General features: G+C 64.1%; 16 protein-coding genes. 13 read left to right on the top strand and 3 right to left on the bottom strand.

Going from position 1 to position 16,565, the window contains the following annotated elements; genetic code table 11:
* Window positions 1–43: 43 nt before the first annotated feature.
* Entirely contained in the window at window positions 44–1,525 is a 1,482-nt protein-coding gene (gatA, locus tag ABID37_RS14415) for an Asp-tRNA(Asn)/Glu-tRNA(Gln) amidotransferase subunit GatA (protein ID WP_354195898.1), read from the top strand.
* 23 nt (window positions 1,526–1,548) lie between these two features.
* The gene (locus tag ABID37_RS14410) at window positions 1,549–2,349 is read left to right on the top strand and encodes a YdcF family protein (RefSeq protein WP_354195896.1); all 801 of its coding nucleotides are present in this window, start codon (window positions 1,549–1,551) and stop codon (window positions 2,347–2,349) included.
* Here the strand turns inward: ABID37_RS14410 and ABID37_RS14405 are convergent.
* Window positions 2,298–3,059, bottom strand: a complete 762-nt coding sequence (locus ABID37_RS14405; RefSeq protein ID WP_354195894.1) for a DUF599 domain-containing protein — start codon at window positions 3,057–3,059, stop codon at window positions 2,298–2,300. The two genes, ABID37_RS14410 and ABID37_RS14405, sit on opposite strands and share 52 nt — an antisense overlap.
* Before the next feature lie 164 nt (window positions 3,060–3,223).
* On the opposite strand from ABID37_RS14405, the gene ABID37_RS14400 reads away from it, so the two are divergent.
* Together ABID37_RS14400 and ABID37_RS14395 are read left to right on the top strand one after the other, a co-directional pair.
* Window positions 3,224–4,627, top strand: coding sequence for an L-serine ammonia-lyase (locus ABID37_RS14400; protein ID WP_354195892.1), 1,404 nt, complete (start codon window positions 3,224–3,226; stop codon window positions 4,625–4,627).
* Window positions 4,628–4,714: 87 nt separating this feature from the next.
* The gene (locus tag ABID37_RS14395; RefSeq protein ID WP_354195890.1) at window positions 4,715–5,152 is read left to right on the top strand and encodes a DUF1489 family protein; all 438 of its coding nucleotides are present in this window, start codon (window positions 4,715–4,717) and stop codon (window positions 5,150–5,152) included.
* An 8-nt stretch (window positions 5,153–5,160) separates the two neighbouring features.
* On the opposite strand, the gene ABID37_RS14390 is transcribed toward ABID37_RS14395, so the two are convergent.
* Together ABID37_RS14390 and ABID37_RS14385 are read right to left on the bottom strand one after the other, a co-directional pair.
* Window positions 5,161–5,439 (bottom strand): hypothetical protein, encoded by a 279-nt coding sequence (locus tag ABID37_RS14390; protein ID WP_354195888.1) that lies wholly within the window; start codon window positions 5,437–5,439, stop codon window positions 5,161–5,163.
* Window positions 5,440–5,490: 51 nt separating this feature from the next.
* A complete protein-coding gene (locus tag ABID37_RS14385) occupies window positions 5,491–6,885 on the bottom strand; it encodes an SPOR domain-containing protein (RefSeq protein WP_354195886.1) in 1,395 nt (464 codons plus the stop codon).
* A 282-nt stretch (window positions 6,886–7,167) separates the two neighbouring features.
* Between ABID37_RS14385 and ABID37_RS14380 the strand changes: the two genes are divergently transcribed.
* From ABID37_RS14380 to ABID37_RS14340, 9 genes are all read left to right on the top strand, one after another.
* Entirely contained in the window at window positions 7,168–7,500 is a 333-nt protein-coding gene (locus ABID37_RS14380; RefSeq protein ID WP_354195884.1) for a phasin family protein, read from the top strand.
* Window positions 7,501–7,787: 287 nt separating this feature from the next.
* Window positions 7,788–8,114, top strand: coding sequence for an ATP-dependent Clp protease adapter ClpS (gene clpS, locus ABID37_RS14375; RefSeq protein WP_354196027.1), 327 nt, complete (start codon window positions 7,788–7,790; stop codon window positions 8,112–8,114).
* A 6-nt stretch (window positions 8,115–8,120) separates the two neighbouring features.
* On the top strand, window positions 8,121–10,577 hold the full coding sequence (gene clpA, locus ABID37_RS14370; protein WP_354195882.1) for an ATP-dependent Clp protease ATP-binding subunit ClpA: 2,457 nt from the start codon (window positions 8,121–8,123) through the stop codon (window positions 10,575–10,577).
* 261 nt (window positions 10,578–10,838) lie between these two features.
* Window positions 10,839–11,780, top strand: coding sequence for an ACP S-malonyltransferase (fabD, locus tag ABID37_RS14365; RefSeq protein WP_354195880.1), 942 nt, complete (start codon window positions 10,839–10,841; stop codon window positions 11,778–11,780).
* 41 nt (window positions 11,781–11,821) lie between these two features.
* Window positions 11,822–12,559 carry a 3-oxoacyl-[acyl-carrier-protein] reductase gene (gene fabG / locus ABID37_RS14360; protein WP_354195877.1) on the top strand — a complete coding sequence of 246 codons (738 nt, stop codon included), beginning with the start codon at window positions 11,822–11,824 and terminating at the stop codon, window positions 12,557–12,559.
* Between the two features lie 195 nt (window positions 12,560–12,754).
* Window positions 12,755–12,991, top strand: coding sequence for an acyl carrier protein (locus tag ABID37_RS14355; RefSeq protein ID WP_035033204.1), 237 nt, complete (start codon window positions 12,755–12,757; stop codon window positions 12,989–12,991).
* A gap of 27 nt (window positions 12,992–13,018) precedes the next feature.
* Window positions 13,019–14,281, top strand: a complete 1,263-nt coding sequence (gene fabF / locus ABID37_RS14350) for a beta-ketoacyl-ACP synthase II (protein ID WP_354195875.1) — start codon at window positions 13,019–13,021, stop codon at window positions 14,279–14,281.
* Between the two features lie 105 nt (window positions 14,282–14,386).
* Entirely contained in the window at window positions 14,387–15,598 is a 1,212-nt protein-coding gene (gene mltG / locus ABID37_RS14345; protein WP_354195873.1) for an endolytic transglycosylase MltG, read from the top strand.
* A gap of 75 nt (window positions 15,599–15,673) precedes the next feature.
* Window positions 15,674–16,564, top strand: coding sequence for a YicC/YloC family endoribonuclease (locus tag ABID37_RS14340; protein ID WP_354195871.1), 891 nt, complete (start codon window positions 15,674–15,676; stop codon window positions 16,562–16,564).
* Window position 16,565 lies beyond the last annotated feature (1 nt).

Here is a 16,565-nt window from a genome sequence, read left to right as displayed (position 1 = left end):
TGTCATACCTTTCCTGCCAGGTTTTCCAGAAGAAGCTATTTCGATGACCGATCTGACCAGACTGACGATTTCGCAGGCGCGCGAGAAGCTGCGCGGCAAGGAAATTTCTGCCGTGGAACTCACGGACGCCTATCTTGCCGCCATCGACGCGGCCAATCCGGCCCTGAATGCCTATGTCGCCGTCACCCACGACAAGGCGCGCGACATGGCCAAGGCATCCGATGCGCGGCTTGCCTCGGGGCAGGCGGGAGCGCTGGAGGGCATTCCGCTCGGCATCAAGGACCTGTTCGCCACCGAAGGCGTGCACACGCAGGCATGCAGCCATGTGCTGGATGGCTTCAAGCCGCATTATGAATCGACGGTGACTGCCAATCTGTGGGCGGACGGCGCGGTGATGCTCGGCAAGCTCAACATGGATGAGTTCGCCATGGGCTCCTCCAACGAGACCTCCTATTACGGCCCGGTGAAGAACCCGTGGCGAGCGAAGGGATCGAACGCCGATCTCGTTCCCGGCGGCTCCTCGGGCGGCTCCGCCGCCGCCGTTTCGGCCTTCCTGTGCGCCGGCGCGACGGCCACCGATACCGGCGGCTCCATCCGCCAGCCGGCCGCGTTCACCGGCACCGTCGGCATCAAGCCGACCTATGGCCGCTGCTCGCGCTGGGGCATCGTCGCCTATGCGTCTTCGCTCGATCAGGCCGGGCCGATCGCGCGCGACGTGCGCGATGCCGCCATCCTGCTGAAGTCGATGGCCTCGGTCGACGCCAAGGACACGACGTCGGTCGACCGTCCGGTGCCGGACTACGAAGCCGCGCTCGGCCAGTCGGTGAAGGGCCTGAAGGTCGGCATCCCGAAGGAATACCGTGTCGAGGGCATGCCGCAGGAAGTCGAGGCGCTGTGGCAGCAGGGCATCGCCTGGTTGAAGGAAGCGGGCGCCGAGATCGTCGACATCTCGCTGCCGCACACCAGATACGCGCTGCCGACCTACTACATCATCTCGCCGGCCGAGGCTTCCTCGAACCTCGCCCGTTATGACGGCGTGCGCTATGGCCTGCGCGTGCCCGGCAGGGACATCGTCGAGATGTACGAGAAGACCCGCGCCGCCGGCTTCGGCGACGAGGTCAAGCGCCGCATCATGATCGGCACCTATGTGCTGTCGGCAGGCTATTACGACGCCTATTACCTGCAGGCGCAGAAGGTGCGCACGCTGATCAAGAAGGATTTCGAGGACGCATTCGCGGCCGGCGTCGACGTCATCCTGACCCCGGCAACGCCATCGGCTCCCTTCGGCATTGCCGATCAGGACATGGCGAGCGATCCGGTGAAGATGTACCTCAACGACATCTTCACCGTAACGGTGAACATGGCCGGCCTTCCCGGCATCGCCGTTCCGGCGGGGCTCAACGATCGAGGGCTGCCGCTCGGCTTGCAGCTCATTGGCCGCCCGTTCGACGAGGAAACCCTGTTCCGCACCGCGCACGCCGTCGAGCAGGCCGCCGGCACCTTCCAGCCCGAGAAGTGGTGGTAGGCTTCCAGATGGAGAGATAGGCCGTGTTTTTCTATCTCTCCAAGCTGTTCTGGTTCGTCGCCCAGCCGGTCAACCTGATCGGGCTGCTGATAGTGGCGGGCATTTTGCTGGCCATCGCCGGCTGGCGTCGCCTGTCGCTCTTGCTGTCGTTCTGCGCCTTCCTGATCCTCGCCATCGGCGCATGGACGTCTACCGGCGCGCTGCTCCTGCATCCGCTTGAGGATCGTTTCGCGCGGCCCGATCCTGCGCCTGCACAGGTTGCCGGCATCATCGTCCTCGGCGGCGGCTTCGAGGGCGGCGTGAACCTCGTTCGCGGCGGCTATGAGCTGAATTCCAGCGGCGACCGCTTCGTCGAGGCTGCCGTGCTGGCGCGGCGCTACCCGCAGGCGCGCGTGGTGGTGACCGGCGGAAGCGGCAGCCTGATGCTGGAAGGCGAGGGCGATGGCGACACCGCCCCGCGCCTGCTGACGGCGCTCGGCGTCGAGCCCGGCCGGCTGGTGCTGGAGAACCGCTCGCGCAATACCTATGAAAACGCTGTTTTCACACGCGAAATGGTTGATTCGAAGGCAGGAGAAACCTGGCTGCTGGTAACGTCGGCCTTCCACATGCCGCGCTCGGTCGCCCTGTTTCGCAAGGCCGGCTTCGATGTGGTGCCGTGGCCGGCCGATTATCGCACCGCCGGCAACGAACATGTCGGCCTGACCCAGGACAATGTGGCGGATTCGTTGCAGAACCTGACCGTCGCGATGCGCGAATGGATCGGCCTTCTCGCCTACTGGCTGTCCGGCCGGATCGATTCGCCGCTGCCGGGACCGGCTGATTGACCCGTTTCCTCGTCTGCCGCCAGAACCGCCGCGCGTGCATTCGAGAAGAACTGCCGGCGCAGCAGCACCACCGTCAGCAGCGCGCTGGAGAGCACGAAGGCGATCGGACCGACAAACCAGCCCAGATAGCCTATGGAAAAGAAGACGGCGCGCAGACCGGAATTGAAATGCTTGCCGGCGAGCTTGTTCATCTTCGCTGCACGCTGGACAGCCGCGCGTGTGACCGGGTTATGCGCCTGCTCGCCATAGGCCACCGGCACCGCCCCGATCAGGATCGAGCAGTAGTTGAACAGCCGGTAGGACCAGCCGAACTTGAAGAAGGCGAACGCCAGGATGATGACCAGCCCGACGACCTTGAGCTGGAATGCCGTGCGGGTGGCCGTGCCTTGCAGATGCAGGTCGGCAAGCACGCCGACCACCTGATCCGAAGCGCCAAGCAGGGCGAAGCAGCCGCCGATGGCGATCAGCGCGCTTGAGGCGAAGAAGGCCGTGCCCTGCTGAAGCCCACTCATGATCGCCGTGTCGACGATACGGATCTCGCGTTCGGCCATGCGCTCCATCCAGATTTCGCGCTGGCGGCTCATGGCCGTGGTGAGGGACGGACGATGAAATATCCGCCCGTCCGAGGCGAGCGTGTGCAGGCCCCACGCCAGCAGGAAGAAGCCCAGCGCGGCGAAATCGGCCGTGGAGAGATGGAAGGAATCGCCCATGTTCCCCTTCTATCACACGTGATGTCGCGCAAGGAGCAGGCGAGGTCGGTCACATCCATGAATTGGGTGTGGCCCTATGGAAAAGTGCGGAAAACCATCGCTGGAACCACTATATAGGCGTCGGGCGCAAAGATGCGTTGGTTGGCCTCGGGAGGTAGCGGGCGTTGTTTCTTTCGGTTTTCGACCTGTTCAAGATCGGTATCGGGCCGTCGAGTTCCCATACGATGGGGCCGATGACGGCTGCGGCGCGGTTCTTGTCGGAAATCCTGTCGGACGACTGGCCGCGCCCCGCAGACGCGAAGGTGGATCGGGTCGGGGCCAGCCTGCATGGTTCGCTGGCCTATACGGGTGTCGGCCATGGCAGCGACCGCGCGGTCATCCTCGGCTTCACCGGTCTGGTGCCGGTCAAGGTCGATCCGGACAAGGCCGATGCCATTGTCGACAAGGTTGCCGCCGAGAAACGGGTTTCCCCGCCCGGTCATCCCGCCTATCGGTTCGATCCGGCGCGCGATCTCGTCCTCGACAAGAAGACGCCGCTCACCGGCCACGCCAACGGCATGGCCTTCTACGCCTATGATGCGGGCGATAGGCTGCTCCTGAAGCGCATCTACTACTCCATCGGCGGCGGTTTCGTCGTTTCGGACGAGGAACTGCAGCGCATGAAGCAGCGCGGTTCGATCACCACCGAAGGCAAGAAGGTGCCCTATCCTTTCAAGAACGCCGTCGAGATGCTGGCCATGGCCGCCAAGAGCGGGCTGTCCATCGCCGAGATGAAGCGGATCAACGAAGAAACCCATATGTCGCGCGAGAAGCTCGATGCCGGACTCGACGAAATCTGGGGGGCGATGAAGGGCTGCATCGATCGCGGCCTGTCGCAGGAAGGCATCATGCCGGGCGGGCTCAAGGTGCGCCGCCGCGCGCGCCAGCTTCATGAGAAGTTGCAGGAGGAGTGGAGCCGCAACAGGCCCAATCCGCTGCTCGCCAATGACTGGCTGTCGATCTACGCCATGGCGGTCAACGAGGAAAACGCCGCCGGCGGCCGTGTGGTCACCGCGCCCACCAATGGCGCGGCCGGGACCTTGCCGGCGGTGCTGCGCTATTGGCTGCATTTCCATCCCGAGGCCGACCCGGCCTCGATCCGGGATTTCCTGCTGACCGCTGCCGCCATCGGCGGCATTATCAAGACCAACGCTTCCATCTCCGGTGCGGAGGTCGGCTGCCAGGGCGAGGTGGGCTCCGCTTCCGCCATGGCCGCCGCCGGCCTGTGTGCGGTGATGGGCGGAACGCCGGAGCAGGTCGAGAACGCAGCCGAGATCGCGCTGGAGCATCACCTTGGCATGACCTGCGATCCGGTCGCCGGGCTTGTGCAGGTGCCGTGCATCGAGCGCAACGCGCTCGGTGCGGTCAAGGCGGTGACGGCGGCTTCGCTGGCCATCAAGGGCGACGGCAAGCACTTCGTGCCGCTGGATGCCGCCATCGAGACGATGCGCCAGACCGGCGCCGACATGAACGAGCGTTACAAGGAGACGAGCCTTGGCGGTCTCGCCGTCAATGTTGTGGAGTGTTGATCCACAAGCCGGCCCCTGTGGAAAACCCGCTGATGCAGAACACGATGTCGCGTTGAACGCGAAACGGCCAGACGCTAGTTTCTCGCCATGGCATTGAACATTCTCAAACTGTGCGTCGGCTGCGACAGCGTCGAGGAACTTGAGGCGTGGGTCGCCCAGAAACTGGCCGAGCGCCGCCGCAATGGCGAGCCGGTCGAGCACTGGCACACCACGCGCATGGTGCCGGCCCGGGGCCCGGAGATCACCGATGGCGGCTCGCTTTACTGGGTGATCAAGGGCAATGTGCAGTGCCGCCAGCTCATCACCGAGATACGGCCCTTCACCGACGACCAGGGGATTGGGCGGTGCCGGCTCATCCTCGATCCGGTGATCGTCCGCACCGACTGGCAGCCGCGCCGGCCGTTTCAGGGCTGGCGCTATCTGAAGGCGGAAGATGCCCCCGCCGACCTCGGCAAGGGCAGGGCGGGGATGGCGGAAATGCCGCCCAAGCTGCGCCAGGAACTGGCCGAACTGGGGCTTCTTTAAGCCGGGATTCAGCGGTTTTGGAATTTCAGCCTGATGGCCGGCTGGCCGTTCGGCGCGAAGGCCTTGAGGCGTATCTGCACCACCGGCTGGGTGTTGCGCCAGGTGCGCGCGCCGTGGCTGAGAAGCAGCCCCACAAGATCCTTGGTCTTGAAACGGGAGTTGCCGGGGCGGATGTTCTTCAGTCGCGTCGCGGCCTGATAGAGGGCCTGCGTTCCGATGTCACTGGCCGGGTCCTTCTGCTGGCGAAGCGGGTTGATGAAGCCGGCAACCTGCTGTTCTCCGATCACGACTGAAACTCCTTCGACACTGAACTCTTCCGGGAGTCGTTCGCCGCGCTGCTACTGCTGCACGGCGAAGCATTCGATGCGCTGCTTCTTCAGGGCGCTGCACGCCTTGAGCGCGGCGGTCTGCGTCTCGAAGCCGCCGAAGCGGGCGCGGAAATAGGTCACGCCGCCTTTCCTGAACGGAACGGTGTAGCCCGAGGCGCTGGCGAGGATGGCGCGCGCCTGGGTGGCGGTCTTGCCGAGAGCGGCTTCCGCTTCCGATTTGCTCGGCGACGACGCCACCTGAACCACCCAGCCAGTGGGCAGGGATGCGGTGTTGACCGGGTCGATCTGCTGCGACGGTTCCGGGCCGGCATAGGCCTGGGCGAACGGAATGTCTGCAGGCTCGGCCGAGTCGGCGCCGACCGCCAGCTTGGGCGTCGGCGCCCGAGACGGAACCGGTGCCGCGCTGGCGGCGACCGGCGCCGCGCTGGCGACGATGGCTTCGACCGTGCCCGGCTTGGCGTCCGGCGTCGGGGCATCATGCTTGGGCAGCACGACCTTGGCGATCGCCTGCGAGGCGCTGTCGTTGTCCGTCCTGGCGATGAGGGCGCCGCCGCCCCGCCGCGAGGCCTTGGGCAGGTAGGCGTTGATCAGACGCGCCATCTCGTTGTCGCGGCTGGCGCCGGACTTGCCGCCCATGACGACGGCGACGAGCTTGCGTCCGTCCACCGCCACCGAGGAGACGAGGTTGAAGCCGGAGGCGCGCGTATAGCCGGTCTTGATGCCGTCCACGCCCTTGATGCGGCCGAGCAGACGGTTGTGGCCGTTGATGCGCTGGCGCCCGTACATGAAGGAGCGCTGCGCGAAATAGTCATAATATTGCGGGTAATGCTCGCGCAGCGCGATGCCGAGCGTGGCCATGTCCCGCGCGGTGGTGAACTGGCCCGGATTGGGCAGGCCGTGGGCGTTGCGGAACACCGTGTTGGACATGCCCAGCGAGCGCGCTTTCGCCGTCATCATCTTGGCGAAATTCGCCTCGCTGCCGCCGAGCAGTTCGGCAAGCGCGGTCGATGAATCGTTGGCGGACTTCGTGACCATCGACAGGATGGCCGTTTCGACGGTGATGGAGCCGCCCTTGCGAACACCCAGCTTGGTCGGAGGCTCCGCCGCCGCATTGGCGGAGAAGCGAACCTGCGTCGACTTGGCTATCTTGCCCTTCGAAAGCGCCTCGAAGGTCAGGTAGAGCGTCATCATCTTGGTGAGGGACGCCGGATAGCGCCGCGCATTGGCATTGGAGGAATAGAGCGCCTTGCCGGTATTGGCATCGATGACGATGGCGGCATCCTTGGCCGCTGCCTGCGATGCCGCCGTGGCTCCGACGAGAAAGGCGGCCGTTGCCGCAACGGTGGCCACTGCCCGGAAAGAACGCGCGGAAAGGGAAACGATACCGGAGAACGCCTTACGCACTGTTACTTCCTTTGGGTTTCATTGCGGTAGGGATGGCAAAGGTCCTATCCCAGCCTGATTTTTCCGAGCCTATCCACCCACCGTTACCAATCCGTTTATGGTAACCGCCGCGTTCACCAATTCCGGCACAGTCGAGGCAAATTTTATGGGTTTCTTAGCAATTGCCGGCCGACAACCTCGCGATTGACATTTTGTGCATCGCACAATATTTATACGGCATTGCACAAGTGCCGGCATCCGGTTTTGCGTCCGGCCATTTGGATCCACGAAGGAGGACAGCACATGTCCGATACCACCTACGAAGAGTTCAGCAAGTACGGCAAGGAATTTGCCGATTCGGGTCTCAAGAGCATTGCCTCCCTGTCCAAGGGCGCGCAGGCAATCGCCGTCGAGGCCAGCGAATACACCAAGAAGAGCCTCGAAGCCGGCAGCGCCACTTTCGAGAAGCTGCTTTCGGCCAAGTCGTTCGAGGACGCGCTCGGCATCCAGACCGACTACGTCAAGCAGGCCTACGAGTCCTTCGTGGCCGAGGCGACGAAGTTCGGCGACCTCTATTCGGAACTCGCCAAGGAAGCCTACAAGCCGTTCGAAGGCATCGTCGCCAAGGCCCGCTAAGGTTCCCGACATTCTTTTGCCGGCCTATCCGGCCAGAACCCGGCTGCGTTCCCGCGCAGCCGGGTTTTTGCTTTTGGGAGCGGCTGGCGGAAACGTTATTTGGCGTTGACGCATTATTGGTCTTACGACCGTATTGTCAGGGACACAGAAGGGCTTAAAATTCGACAAGAACGACCTACATGTCGATTTGCTCAATGGGGCTGGCCCGGGGACTGGCCCTGGGGCTGGATCGAGAGGCAGGGATAAAAGTGACTGGCAGTCTGGTTGCCGTGGCAAATGCGGCGCGAATGCAGAAGGATCAAGGCGGCAATGGCGGCGGCCGCGGCACGGCCGTCATCACGCGCACCCAGACGAAGACCAAGCGTCCCAATCTTTATCGCGTGCTCATTCTCAACGACGACTACACGCCGATGGAGTTCGTCGTCCACGTTCTGGAGCGTTTCTTCCAGAAGGACCGGGAGGCGGCCACGCGTATCATGCTCCATGTGCACAACCACGGTGTGGGAGAATGTGGCGTTTACACATTCGAGGTGGCCGAGACCAAAGTATCTCAGGTCATGGATTTCGCCCGACAAAATCAGCATCCGCTGCAATGCGTGATGGAGAAGAAGTGAGGTAACATGCCAGCTTTCTCCCAAGGCTTGGAAAAGGCACTTCACCAGGCGCTGACGATCGCCAATGAGCGTCATCATGAATATGCGACCCTGGAACACCTGCTGTTGGCACTGATCGACGACGCCGAGGCGGCCGCGGTAATGCGTGCATGCAACGTCGACCTCGATGAGTTGCGGCAGACGGTGATGAACTATATCGACACCGAACTCGACAACCTGATCACCGGCTATGACGAGGATTCGAAGCCGACCGCCGGCTTTCAGCGCGTCATCCAGCGTGCGGTGATCCATGTGCAATCGTCCGGCCGCGAGGAAGTGTCGGGCGCCAATGTGCTCGTCGCCATCTTCGCCGAGCGCGAGAGCCATGCCGCCTATTTCCTGCAGGAACAGCAGATGACCCGTTACGACGCGGTCAACTACATTTCCCACGGCATCGCCAAGCGTCCCGGCGCCTCGGAATCCCGCACCCCGCGCGGTGCCGAGGACGAGCAGCCCGGCGGCGGCCCCGGCGAGCAGCACGAGGACGGCAAGAAGAAGGCGCAGGACGCGCTCACCGCCTATTGCGTCAACCTCAATGCGAAGGCCCGTGCCGGCAAGATCGATCCGCTGATCGGCCGGGCGGCCGAGATCAACCGCACTATCCAGGTGCTGTGCCGCCGCTCCAAGAACAACCCGCTCTATGTGGGCGATCCCGGCGTCGGCAAGACGGCCATCGCCGAGGGACTGGCAAAGCGCATCGTCGAGGGCGACGTGCCGGAAGTCCTGGCCGATGCCACCATCTTCGCGCTCGACATGGGCACGCTGCTGGCCGGCACCCGCTATCGCGGCGACTTCGAGGAGCGTCTGAAGCAGGTCGTCAAGGAGCTTGAGGACTATCCGGGCGCGGTCCTGTTCATCGACGAGATCCATACCGTGATCGGTGCCGGGGCGACGTCCGGCGGGGCCATGGATGCGTCCAACCTGCTGAAGCCGGCGCTTTCCTCTGGTGCAATTCGTTGCATTGGATCAACGACTTACAAGGAATTCCGCCAGTTCTTCGAGAAGGACAGGGCACTTGTGCGCCGGTTCCAGAAGATCGATGTCAACGAACCGACGGTCGAGGACGCCATCGAGATCATGAAGGGGCTGAAGCCCTATTTCGAGGAGTTCCACAAGGTCAAGTACACCAACGACGCCATCAAGGGCGCGGTGGAACTGTCGGCCCGCTACATCAGCGACCGCAAGCTGCCGGACAAGGCGATCGACGTGATCGACGAGACCGGCGCCTCGCAGATGCTGGTGCCGGAGAACAAGCGCAAGAAGACCATCGGCATCCGGGAAATCGAGGCCACCATCGCCACCATGGCGCGCATCCCGCCCAAGACGGTGTCCGCCGATGACGAGAAGGTGCTGGCCGGTCTCGAGAACGAGTTGAAGCGCGTGGTCTATGGCCAGGACACCGCCATCACCGCGCTCAGCTCGGCCATCAAGCTGGCCCGCGCGGGCCTGCGCGAGCCCGACAAGCCGATCGGTTCCTATCTGTTCTCAGGTCCTACCGGCGTCGGCAAGACCGAGGTGGCGAAGCAGCTTGCTGCGTCGCTCGGCGTCGAATTGCTGCGCTTCGACATGTCGGAATATATGGAACGCCACACCGTTTCGCGGTTGATCGGCGCGCCTCCCGGCTATGTCGGCTTCGACCAGGGCGGCCTGCTCACCGACGGCGTCGACCAGCATCCGCACTGCGTGCTTTTGCTGGACGAGATCGAGAAGGCGCATCCGGACCTGTTCAACATCCTGTTGCAGGTGATGGATCACGGCAAGCTGACCGACCACAACGGCAAGCAGATCGACTTCCGCAACGTGATCCTTATCATGACCACGAATGCGGGCGCACAGGATCTCGCCAGGGCGGCCATCGGCTTCGGCTCGTCGAAGCGCGAAGGCGACGACATGGAGGCCATCAACCGGCTGTTCACGCCGGAGTTCCGCAACCGTCTCGATGCGATCATCCCGTTCGGCTCGCTGCCGGTGCCGGTCATCCATCAGGTGGTGCAGAAGTTCGTCATGCAGCTCGAAGCCCAGCTTTCCGAGCGTGGCGTCACCTTCGACCTGTCGGAGGAGGCGGTCGCGTGGCTGGCCGACAAGGGCTATGACGAAAAGATGGGCGCCCGTCCGCTCGGCCGCGTCATCCAGGAGCACATCAAGAAGCCGCTGGCCGAGGAAGTGCTGTTCGGCAAGCTCAAGAAGGGCGGCACGGTGCGGGTGACCGTCGAGAAGAAGGAAACCGGGGAAACCGGCCTGAAGCTGGAAACCGTGCCCGACGAAGCGAAGGTGCAGCCGAAGAAGGAGCCGGAGGAGCGGCCGAAAGCCCGCAAACCCGCCGCCAGGAAGACCGTGGCCAAGAAGGCCTCGCCTCCGAAGGCCCAGCCGAAATCCAGGGAAGGAGGCAAGCGCAGCCTGGTGCCCCAGCTACCCCGCAAGTAGCGGCACTCCATGCCCGCTTCGGGCAACCGCGGCGCGATTGGCCAGCCCGATCATCGATGAGGCCGGAACATCATGACCGATGTTCCGGCCTCATAATGTATGGGCCGGACTTGACTTGGCGGGCCTCAATGCGCGACACGCGGGGGCAGAGCGGCGCGCATTCCGACGAATGCCGGTCACCGTTTTGATTTTTTCGCATGCGCGGCTCCAGGCGATTCCGGCCTGACTGCCGCCTGTTCCAGGCGCTAACCGAGGCGGATCATGGCAATCGCATTCACCTTTCCGGGGCAGGGAAGTCAAACCGTGGGCATGGGCAAGGAATTGGCCGATGCCTATCCGGAGGCGCGCCGGGTGTTCGAGGAAGTCGACGAGGCGCTTGGCGAGAAGCTTTCCACCCTGATCTTCGAGGGGCCGGAAGAGACGCTGACCCTCACCGCCAACGCCCAGCCGGCGCTGATGGCGGTGTCGCTGGCTGCCATGCGCGCACTGGAAGCGCGGGGCTTCTCCCTGAAGGACAAGGTCGCCTATGTCGCCGGCCATTCGCTCGGCGAATACTCGGCGCTTGCTGCGGCCGGTTTCGTCTCGATTGCCGATGCGGCGCGGCTGTTGCGCATTCGCGGCAACGCCATGCAGGCGGCGGTTCCGCCGGGCGAGGGCGCCATGGCTGCCATCATCGGTCTCGAACAGGCGGACGTGGACGCCGCCTGCGCCGAAGCCGCGCAAGGTGAGGTCTGCCAGATCGCCAACGACAATGGCGGCGGTCAGCTCGTCATCTCGGGCAGCAAGGCTGCGGTCGAGCGGGCGGCGGCGCTGTGCACCGAAAAGGGCGCCAAGCGGGCGCTGATGCTGCAGGTTTCCGCACCCTTCCACAGCGCCTTGATGGCGCCGGCGGCGGACGCCATGCGCGAGGCGCTGGCCGGCGTGCAGCGCAATGCTCCGGTGGTGCCCGTGGTTTCGAACGTGTCCGTGGAGCCGGCGACCGATCCCGAGCTGATCACCAGCCGGCTGGTGGAGCAGGTGACGGGCCGCGTGCGCTGGCGCGAGACGGTCGAGTGGTTCGGCGCCAACGGCGTCACCACGCTTTATGAAATTGGCGCTGGAAAGGTGCTCTCCGGGCTTGCGCGCCGTATAAATCGCGATATCGCTGTCAGTTCCGTCGGAACGCCGGCCGATGTGGATGCGGCACTCGCCGCTCTCGGCTGATTTCGGACAAGCCGCCTTGTGGGGCGTTGAAGGAGGCAGAAATGTTTGATCTGACTGGCCGCAAGGCGCTGGTGACGGGCGCGACCGGCGGAATAGGCGAGGCCATCGCCCGCGTGCTTCATGCGAATGGCGCCATCGTCGGCCTGCACGGCACGCGCGTTGAAAAGCTCGAGACGCTGGCCGGCGAACTTGGCGAGCGGGTGAAGCTGTTTCCGGCCAACCTGTCGGATGCCGGCGAGGTCAAGGCACTCGGCCAGAAGGCGGAAGCCGAGCTCGAAGGCGTGGACATCCTCGTCAACAATGCCGGCATCACCCGCGACGGCCTGTTCGTGCGCATGAGCGACGCCGACTGGGACGACGTCATCAACGTCAACCTGTCGGCCGTGTTCCGGCTGACGCGGGAACTGACGCATCCGATGATGCGCCGCCGCCACGGCCGCATCATCAACATCAGCTCCGTCGTGGGCGTGACCGGCAATCCGGGCCAGGCGAACTACTGCGCCTCCAAGGCCGGCATCATCGGCTTCTCCAAGTCGCTGGCGCAGGAGATCGCCACCCGCAACATCACCGTCAACTGCGTGGCGCCGGGCTTCATCGAATCGGCCATGACCGACAAGCTCAACGACAAGCAGAAGGAAACCATCATGGCGGCCATTCCGGCCAGGCGCATGGGCACCGGCGACGAAGTCGCCGCCGCGGTCGCCTATCTCGCCTCGAACGAAGCCGCCTATGTGACCGGCCAGACCATTCATGTGAATGGCGGCATGGCGATGATCTAGGTCGATGATCTAGGTATAGTCGGCTTTTCGCCTTGGACGCGCGGGAATTTTCGTGTAATGCGGCCCGCAATTCCAAGGCTCTCGCCGGAAGCGGCCTGCTTTGTAGCGTTTGTTGCAGGACCATCTTTTCAACTTGATTAGCGGCATTGCGACCGCTAACGAAGACAGACCTAACCTGAAGACGAGGATGCCCAAATGAGTGACACCGCAGAGCGCGTCAAGAAGATCGTTATCGAGCATCTCGGCGTCGACGCCGACAAGGTGACCGAGCAGGCCAGCTTTATCGACGATCTGGGCGCAGACAGCCTCGACACGGTCGAGCTCGTCATGGCATTCGAGGAAGAATTCGGCGTCGAGATCCCCGATGATGCCGCCGAGACCATCCTGACCGTCGGTGACGCCGTCAAGTTCATCGACAAGGCTTCCGCCTGATCTCTTCCGGCGGACATGATTTCTGACATGCGGCGCGTTGTCGTTACGGGTCTCGGCCTGCTTTCGCCTTTCGGTATGGGTTACGAGCACGGATGGAAGGAGCTTCTGTCCGGCCGCAGCGCAGCACGCCGTGTGACCGAGTTCGAGGTGGACGATCTTGCCTGCAAGATCGCCCACGTCATTCCCCGTGGCGACGGGACGAACGGCACCTTCAACCCGGAGGCCGTGCTCGAAGCCAAGGAACTGCGCAAGATCGGCGAGTTCATCCTGTACGGGATTGCTGCCGCCGACGAAGCGATCAGGGATTCCGGGTGGGAGCCGAAGACGGAGGAGGAGCGTTGCGCCTCCGGCGTCCTCATCGGTTCGGGTATCGGCGGCATCGAGGGCATTGCCGAAAACGCCCTCACGCTCAAGGAGCGTGGCCCGCGCCGCATCAGCCCCTTCTTCATTCCCGGCCAGATCATCAATCTGGTCTCGGGCCAGGTTTCCATCCGCCACGGCCTCAAGGGTCCCAATCACGCAGTCGTGACGGCGTGCTCGACCGGCGCGCACGCCATCGGCGATGCGGCGCGGCTGATCATGTGGGGCGATGCGGACGTGATGCTGGCTGGCGGCGCCGAGGCCCCGGTGACACGGCTTTCACTGGCCGGCTTTGCTGCCTGCCGCGCGCTTTCCACCGAGCGCAACGACACGCCCGAAAAGGCATCGCGGCCCTATGACCGCGACCGCGACGGCTTCGTCATGGGCGAGGGTGCCGGCGTCGTGGTTCTGGAGGAACTGGAACACGCCAAGGCCCGCGGCGCGCACATCTACGCCGAAGTGACCGGCTATGGCCTCACCGGCGATGCCTACCATATCACTGCCCCTTCCGAGGATGGCGACGGTGCTTTCCGCTGCATGACCGCGGCGTTGAAGCGCGCCAATCTCAAGCCGTCCGACATCGACTACATCAATGCCCATGGCACTTCGACCATGGCCGACACGATCGAGCTCGGCGCCGTCGAGCGCCTGGTCGGTGATGCGGCGTCGAAGATTTCGATGTCGTCGACCAAGTCGTCGATCGGCCACCTGCTTGGCGCCGCCGGCGCGGCGGAAGCGATCTTCTCCATCCTCGCCATCCGCGACAACATCGCGCCGGCGACGATCAATCTGGACAATCCCGAACGCGAGACCGCGATCGATCTCGTGCCGAACAAGCCGCGCCAGCGCCAGATCGACGTGGCGCTGTCCAATTCCTTCGGCTTCGGCGGCACCAACGCTTCGCTGATCTTCCAGCGCTTTAATGGCTGACAAGCCGTCGCGTACGGCGTCCGGTCGTGCCGGGCGCCGCGAATTTTGCCATATTCGCTCCTACTCTGCCGGAGGGGAATCGATACGACATCAGATCGGGGTGCCATGAACACCAATCCTGGGGGCAACGAGTTCGGCCAGCGCCCGGTACCGCCGGGCGGTCCCATTGTGCCGAAGACGGCAAACGAAGCACTGCGCCCGGAAAAGGGAACGCCGCCGCCGGCCAAGCGGTCGCGTCGTTCCCGCAGCCAGATCATCGTCTTCATGAATTTCATGCTCTCGCTGATCCTGCTGGTGATGGTGGGCGCGGGCCTTGCCGTCTATTTCGGCAAGAAGGCGTTCGTGGAGCCTGGCCCGTCGGCAACGGGCGAAACCTTCCTGGTCAAGCCCAGCACCGGCGTGGCGCAGATCGCGGAGCAGCTCGAGCGCCGCGGCCTGATCAGTGATTCGCGAATCTTCCGTCTTGGCGTGCGCGCCTATGACAACGACCAGGCGCTGAAGGCCGGCGAGTACGAAATCAAGCCGCATGCGTCCATGCGCGACATCATGGAATTGCTGAAGAGCGGCAAGTCGGTGACCTATGCGCTCACCATTCCCGAGGGCCTGACCGTGCATCAGGCGTTCGACCGTATTGCCGCGCACGAGGCGTTGAGCGGCGACATGCCGAAGGACCTGCCGCCCGAGGGCAGCATCGCCACCGATACGCTGCGCTTTACCCGTGGCGCCACCCGCCAGCAGATGGTCGACAAGCTGTTGGCCGACCAGAAGGCGATGGTCACCGAGATCTGGGCTCGCCGCGTTTCCGACCTGCCGCTGGCCGATGAGAACGAGTTCGTCACGCTTGCCTCCATCGTGGAGAAGGAGACTTCGCGCGGTGATGAGCGCTCGCGCATCGCCGCGGTGTTCCTGAACCGGCTGCGCAAGGGCATGCGCCTGCAATCGGACCCCACGATCATCTACGGCCTGTTCGGCGGCAAGGGAAAGCCGAGCGACCGGCCGATCTACCAGTCCGACATCGAGAAGCCGACACCTTACAACACGTACACGATCAACGGTCTGCCCCCGACGCCGATCGCCAATCCCGGTCGCGCTTCGCTTGAGGCTGTCGCCAACCCCTCCCGAACCGAGGAACTCTACTTCGTGGCGGATGGCACCGGCGGCCACGCTTTTGCGACGACGTTGAAAGAGCACAACGACAACGTCGCCCGCTATCGCGCCTGGCAGCGCAAGCAGGCGGAAGAGGCGGCCAAGGCTGCTCCCGGGCAAACCGGCACCGATGCAAGCGGTGACGCGGCCGCACCCAGCTCCACACAGTAGAACGGAAGGCCGTGCCGGTTTCCGGGCAGAACGGGTGTGCCGGGGATTTCCGATGGCGGGCCGGGGGAGGATCATATGACCCTGCAAAGCATGACGGGATTTGCCCGGGTGGCGGCCGAACACGAAGGGGCGGCCATCGCCTGGGAACTGAAATCGGTCAACGGCAAGAGCGCCGAGGTGCGGCTGCGCCTGCCGCCCGGTTTCGACAGGCTGGAACTGCCGGTACGCCAGTCGATCCAGAAGCGCTTCGCGCGCGGCAGCTTTCAGGCGACGCTGACCGTGACCCGGCCGGCCGGGACGCTGGCGCAGCCTGTGGTCAACGAAGCCTTCCTCAGGGACGTTGCCGGGCTGGCGCAGCGTCTGCAGGAGCAGTTCGGCGTGGCCCCGCCCAGTGCCGACGGCCTGCTTGCTCTTCGCGGCGTTCTGGAAATCCCGGAGGTGGTGGAAACACCGGAAATGCGCGCCGCACTCGATTCCTCCATCCAGCAGGCGCTCGAAGCAGCGCTTGCACAACTGGAGCAGGCGCGGCTCGATGAGGGAGGAGCGCTGGGCAGCCTTCTTCTCGGCCATCTGGACAGGATCGAGGAACTGACTTTGCGGGCCGAAGCCGACCCGTCCCGCGAGGTGACGGCCATTCGGGAGCGGCTGGCGGAGCAGGTGAAGCTTTTGCTCGACGCCGGCGGGGAACTGGATGAAACACGGCTCCATCAGGAAGCCGCCTTCCTTGCCACCAAGGCCGATATCCGCGAGGAGATCGACCGGCTGAAGACCCATGTGGCCTCGGGGCGTGCCTTGCTGGCCACGGGTGGAGCGGTCGGCCGCAAGCTCGACTTTCTTGCGCAGGAATTCAATCGCGAATCGAATACCTTATGCTCTAAATCGAACGCCGCCTCGATCACCGCCATCGGGCTTGACCTGAAGGCCGTCGTCGATCAGTTCCGCGAGCAGGTTCAGAATCTGGAGTAGC

It is taken from the genome of Aquamicrobium terrae (genome assembly GCF_040545735.1).
Classification (GTDB): Bacteria; Pseudomonadota; Alphaproteobacteria; order Rhizobiales; family Rhizobiaceae; genus Mesorhizobium; species Mesorhizobium terrae_A.
Note: the sequence above shows the minus strand (reverse complement) of the source record. Positions and strands in the feature narration are given on the sequence as shown.

What these genes read in the sequence shown, in the direction of transcription:
- gatA (WP_354195898.1), top strand. Translation starts at nt 44, where the DNA reads ATGACCGATCTGACCAGACTGACGATTTCGCAGGCGCGCGAGAAGCTG.
- ABID37_RS14405 (WP_354195894.1), bottom strand. Translation starts at nt 3,059, where the DNA reads ATGGGCGATTCCTTCCATCTCTCCACGGCCGATTTCGCCGCGCTGGGC.
- ABID37_RS14395 (WP_354195890.1), top strand. Translation starts at nt 4,715, where the DNA reads ATGGCATTGAACATTCTCAAACTGTGCGTCGGCTGCGACAGCGTCGAG.
- ABID37_RS14380 (WP_354195884.1), top strand. Translation starts at nt 7,168, where the DNA reads ATGTCCGATACCACCTACGAAGAGTTCAGCAAGTACGGCAAGGAATTT.
- clpS (WP_354196027.1), top strand. Translation starts at nt 7,788, where the DNA reads ATGCAGAAGGATCAAGGCGGCAATGGCGGCGGCCGCGGCACGGCCGTC.
- clpA (WP_354195882.1), top strand. Translation starts at nt 8,121, where the DNA reads ATGCCAGCTTTCTCCCAAGGCTTGGAAAAGGCACTTCACCAGGCGCTG.
- fabD (WP_354195880.1), top strand. Translation starts at nt 10,839, where the DNA reads ATGGCAATCGCATTCACCTTTCCGGGGCAGGGAAGTCAAACCGTGGGC.
- fabG (WP_354195877.1), top strand. Translation starts at nt 11,822, where the DNA reads ATGTTTGATCTGACTGGCCGCAAGGCGCTGGTGACGGGCGCGACCGGC.
- ABID37_RS14355 (WP_035033204.1), top strand. Translation starts at nt 12,755, where the DNA reads ATGAGTGACACCGCAGAGCGCGTCAAGAAGATCGTTATCGAGCATCTC.
- fabF (WP_354195875.1), top strand. Translation starts at nt 13,019, where the DNA reads ATGCGGCGCGTTGTCGTTACGGGTCTCGGCCTGCTTTCGCCTTTCGGT.
- mltG (WP_354195873.1), top strand. Translation starts at nt 14,387, where the DNA reads ATGAACACCAATCCTGGGGGCAACGAGTTCGGCCAGCGCCCGGTACCG.
- ABID37_RS14340 (WP_354195871.1), top strand. Translation starts at nt 15,674, where the DNA reads ATGACCCTGCAAAGCATGACGGGATTTGCCCGGGTGGCGGCCGAACAC.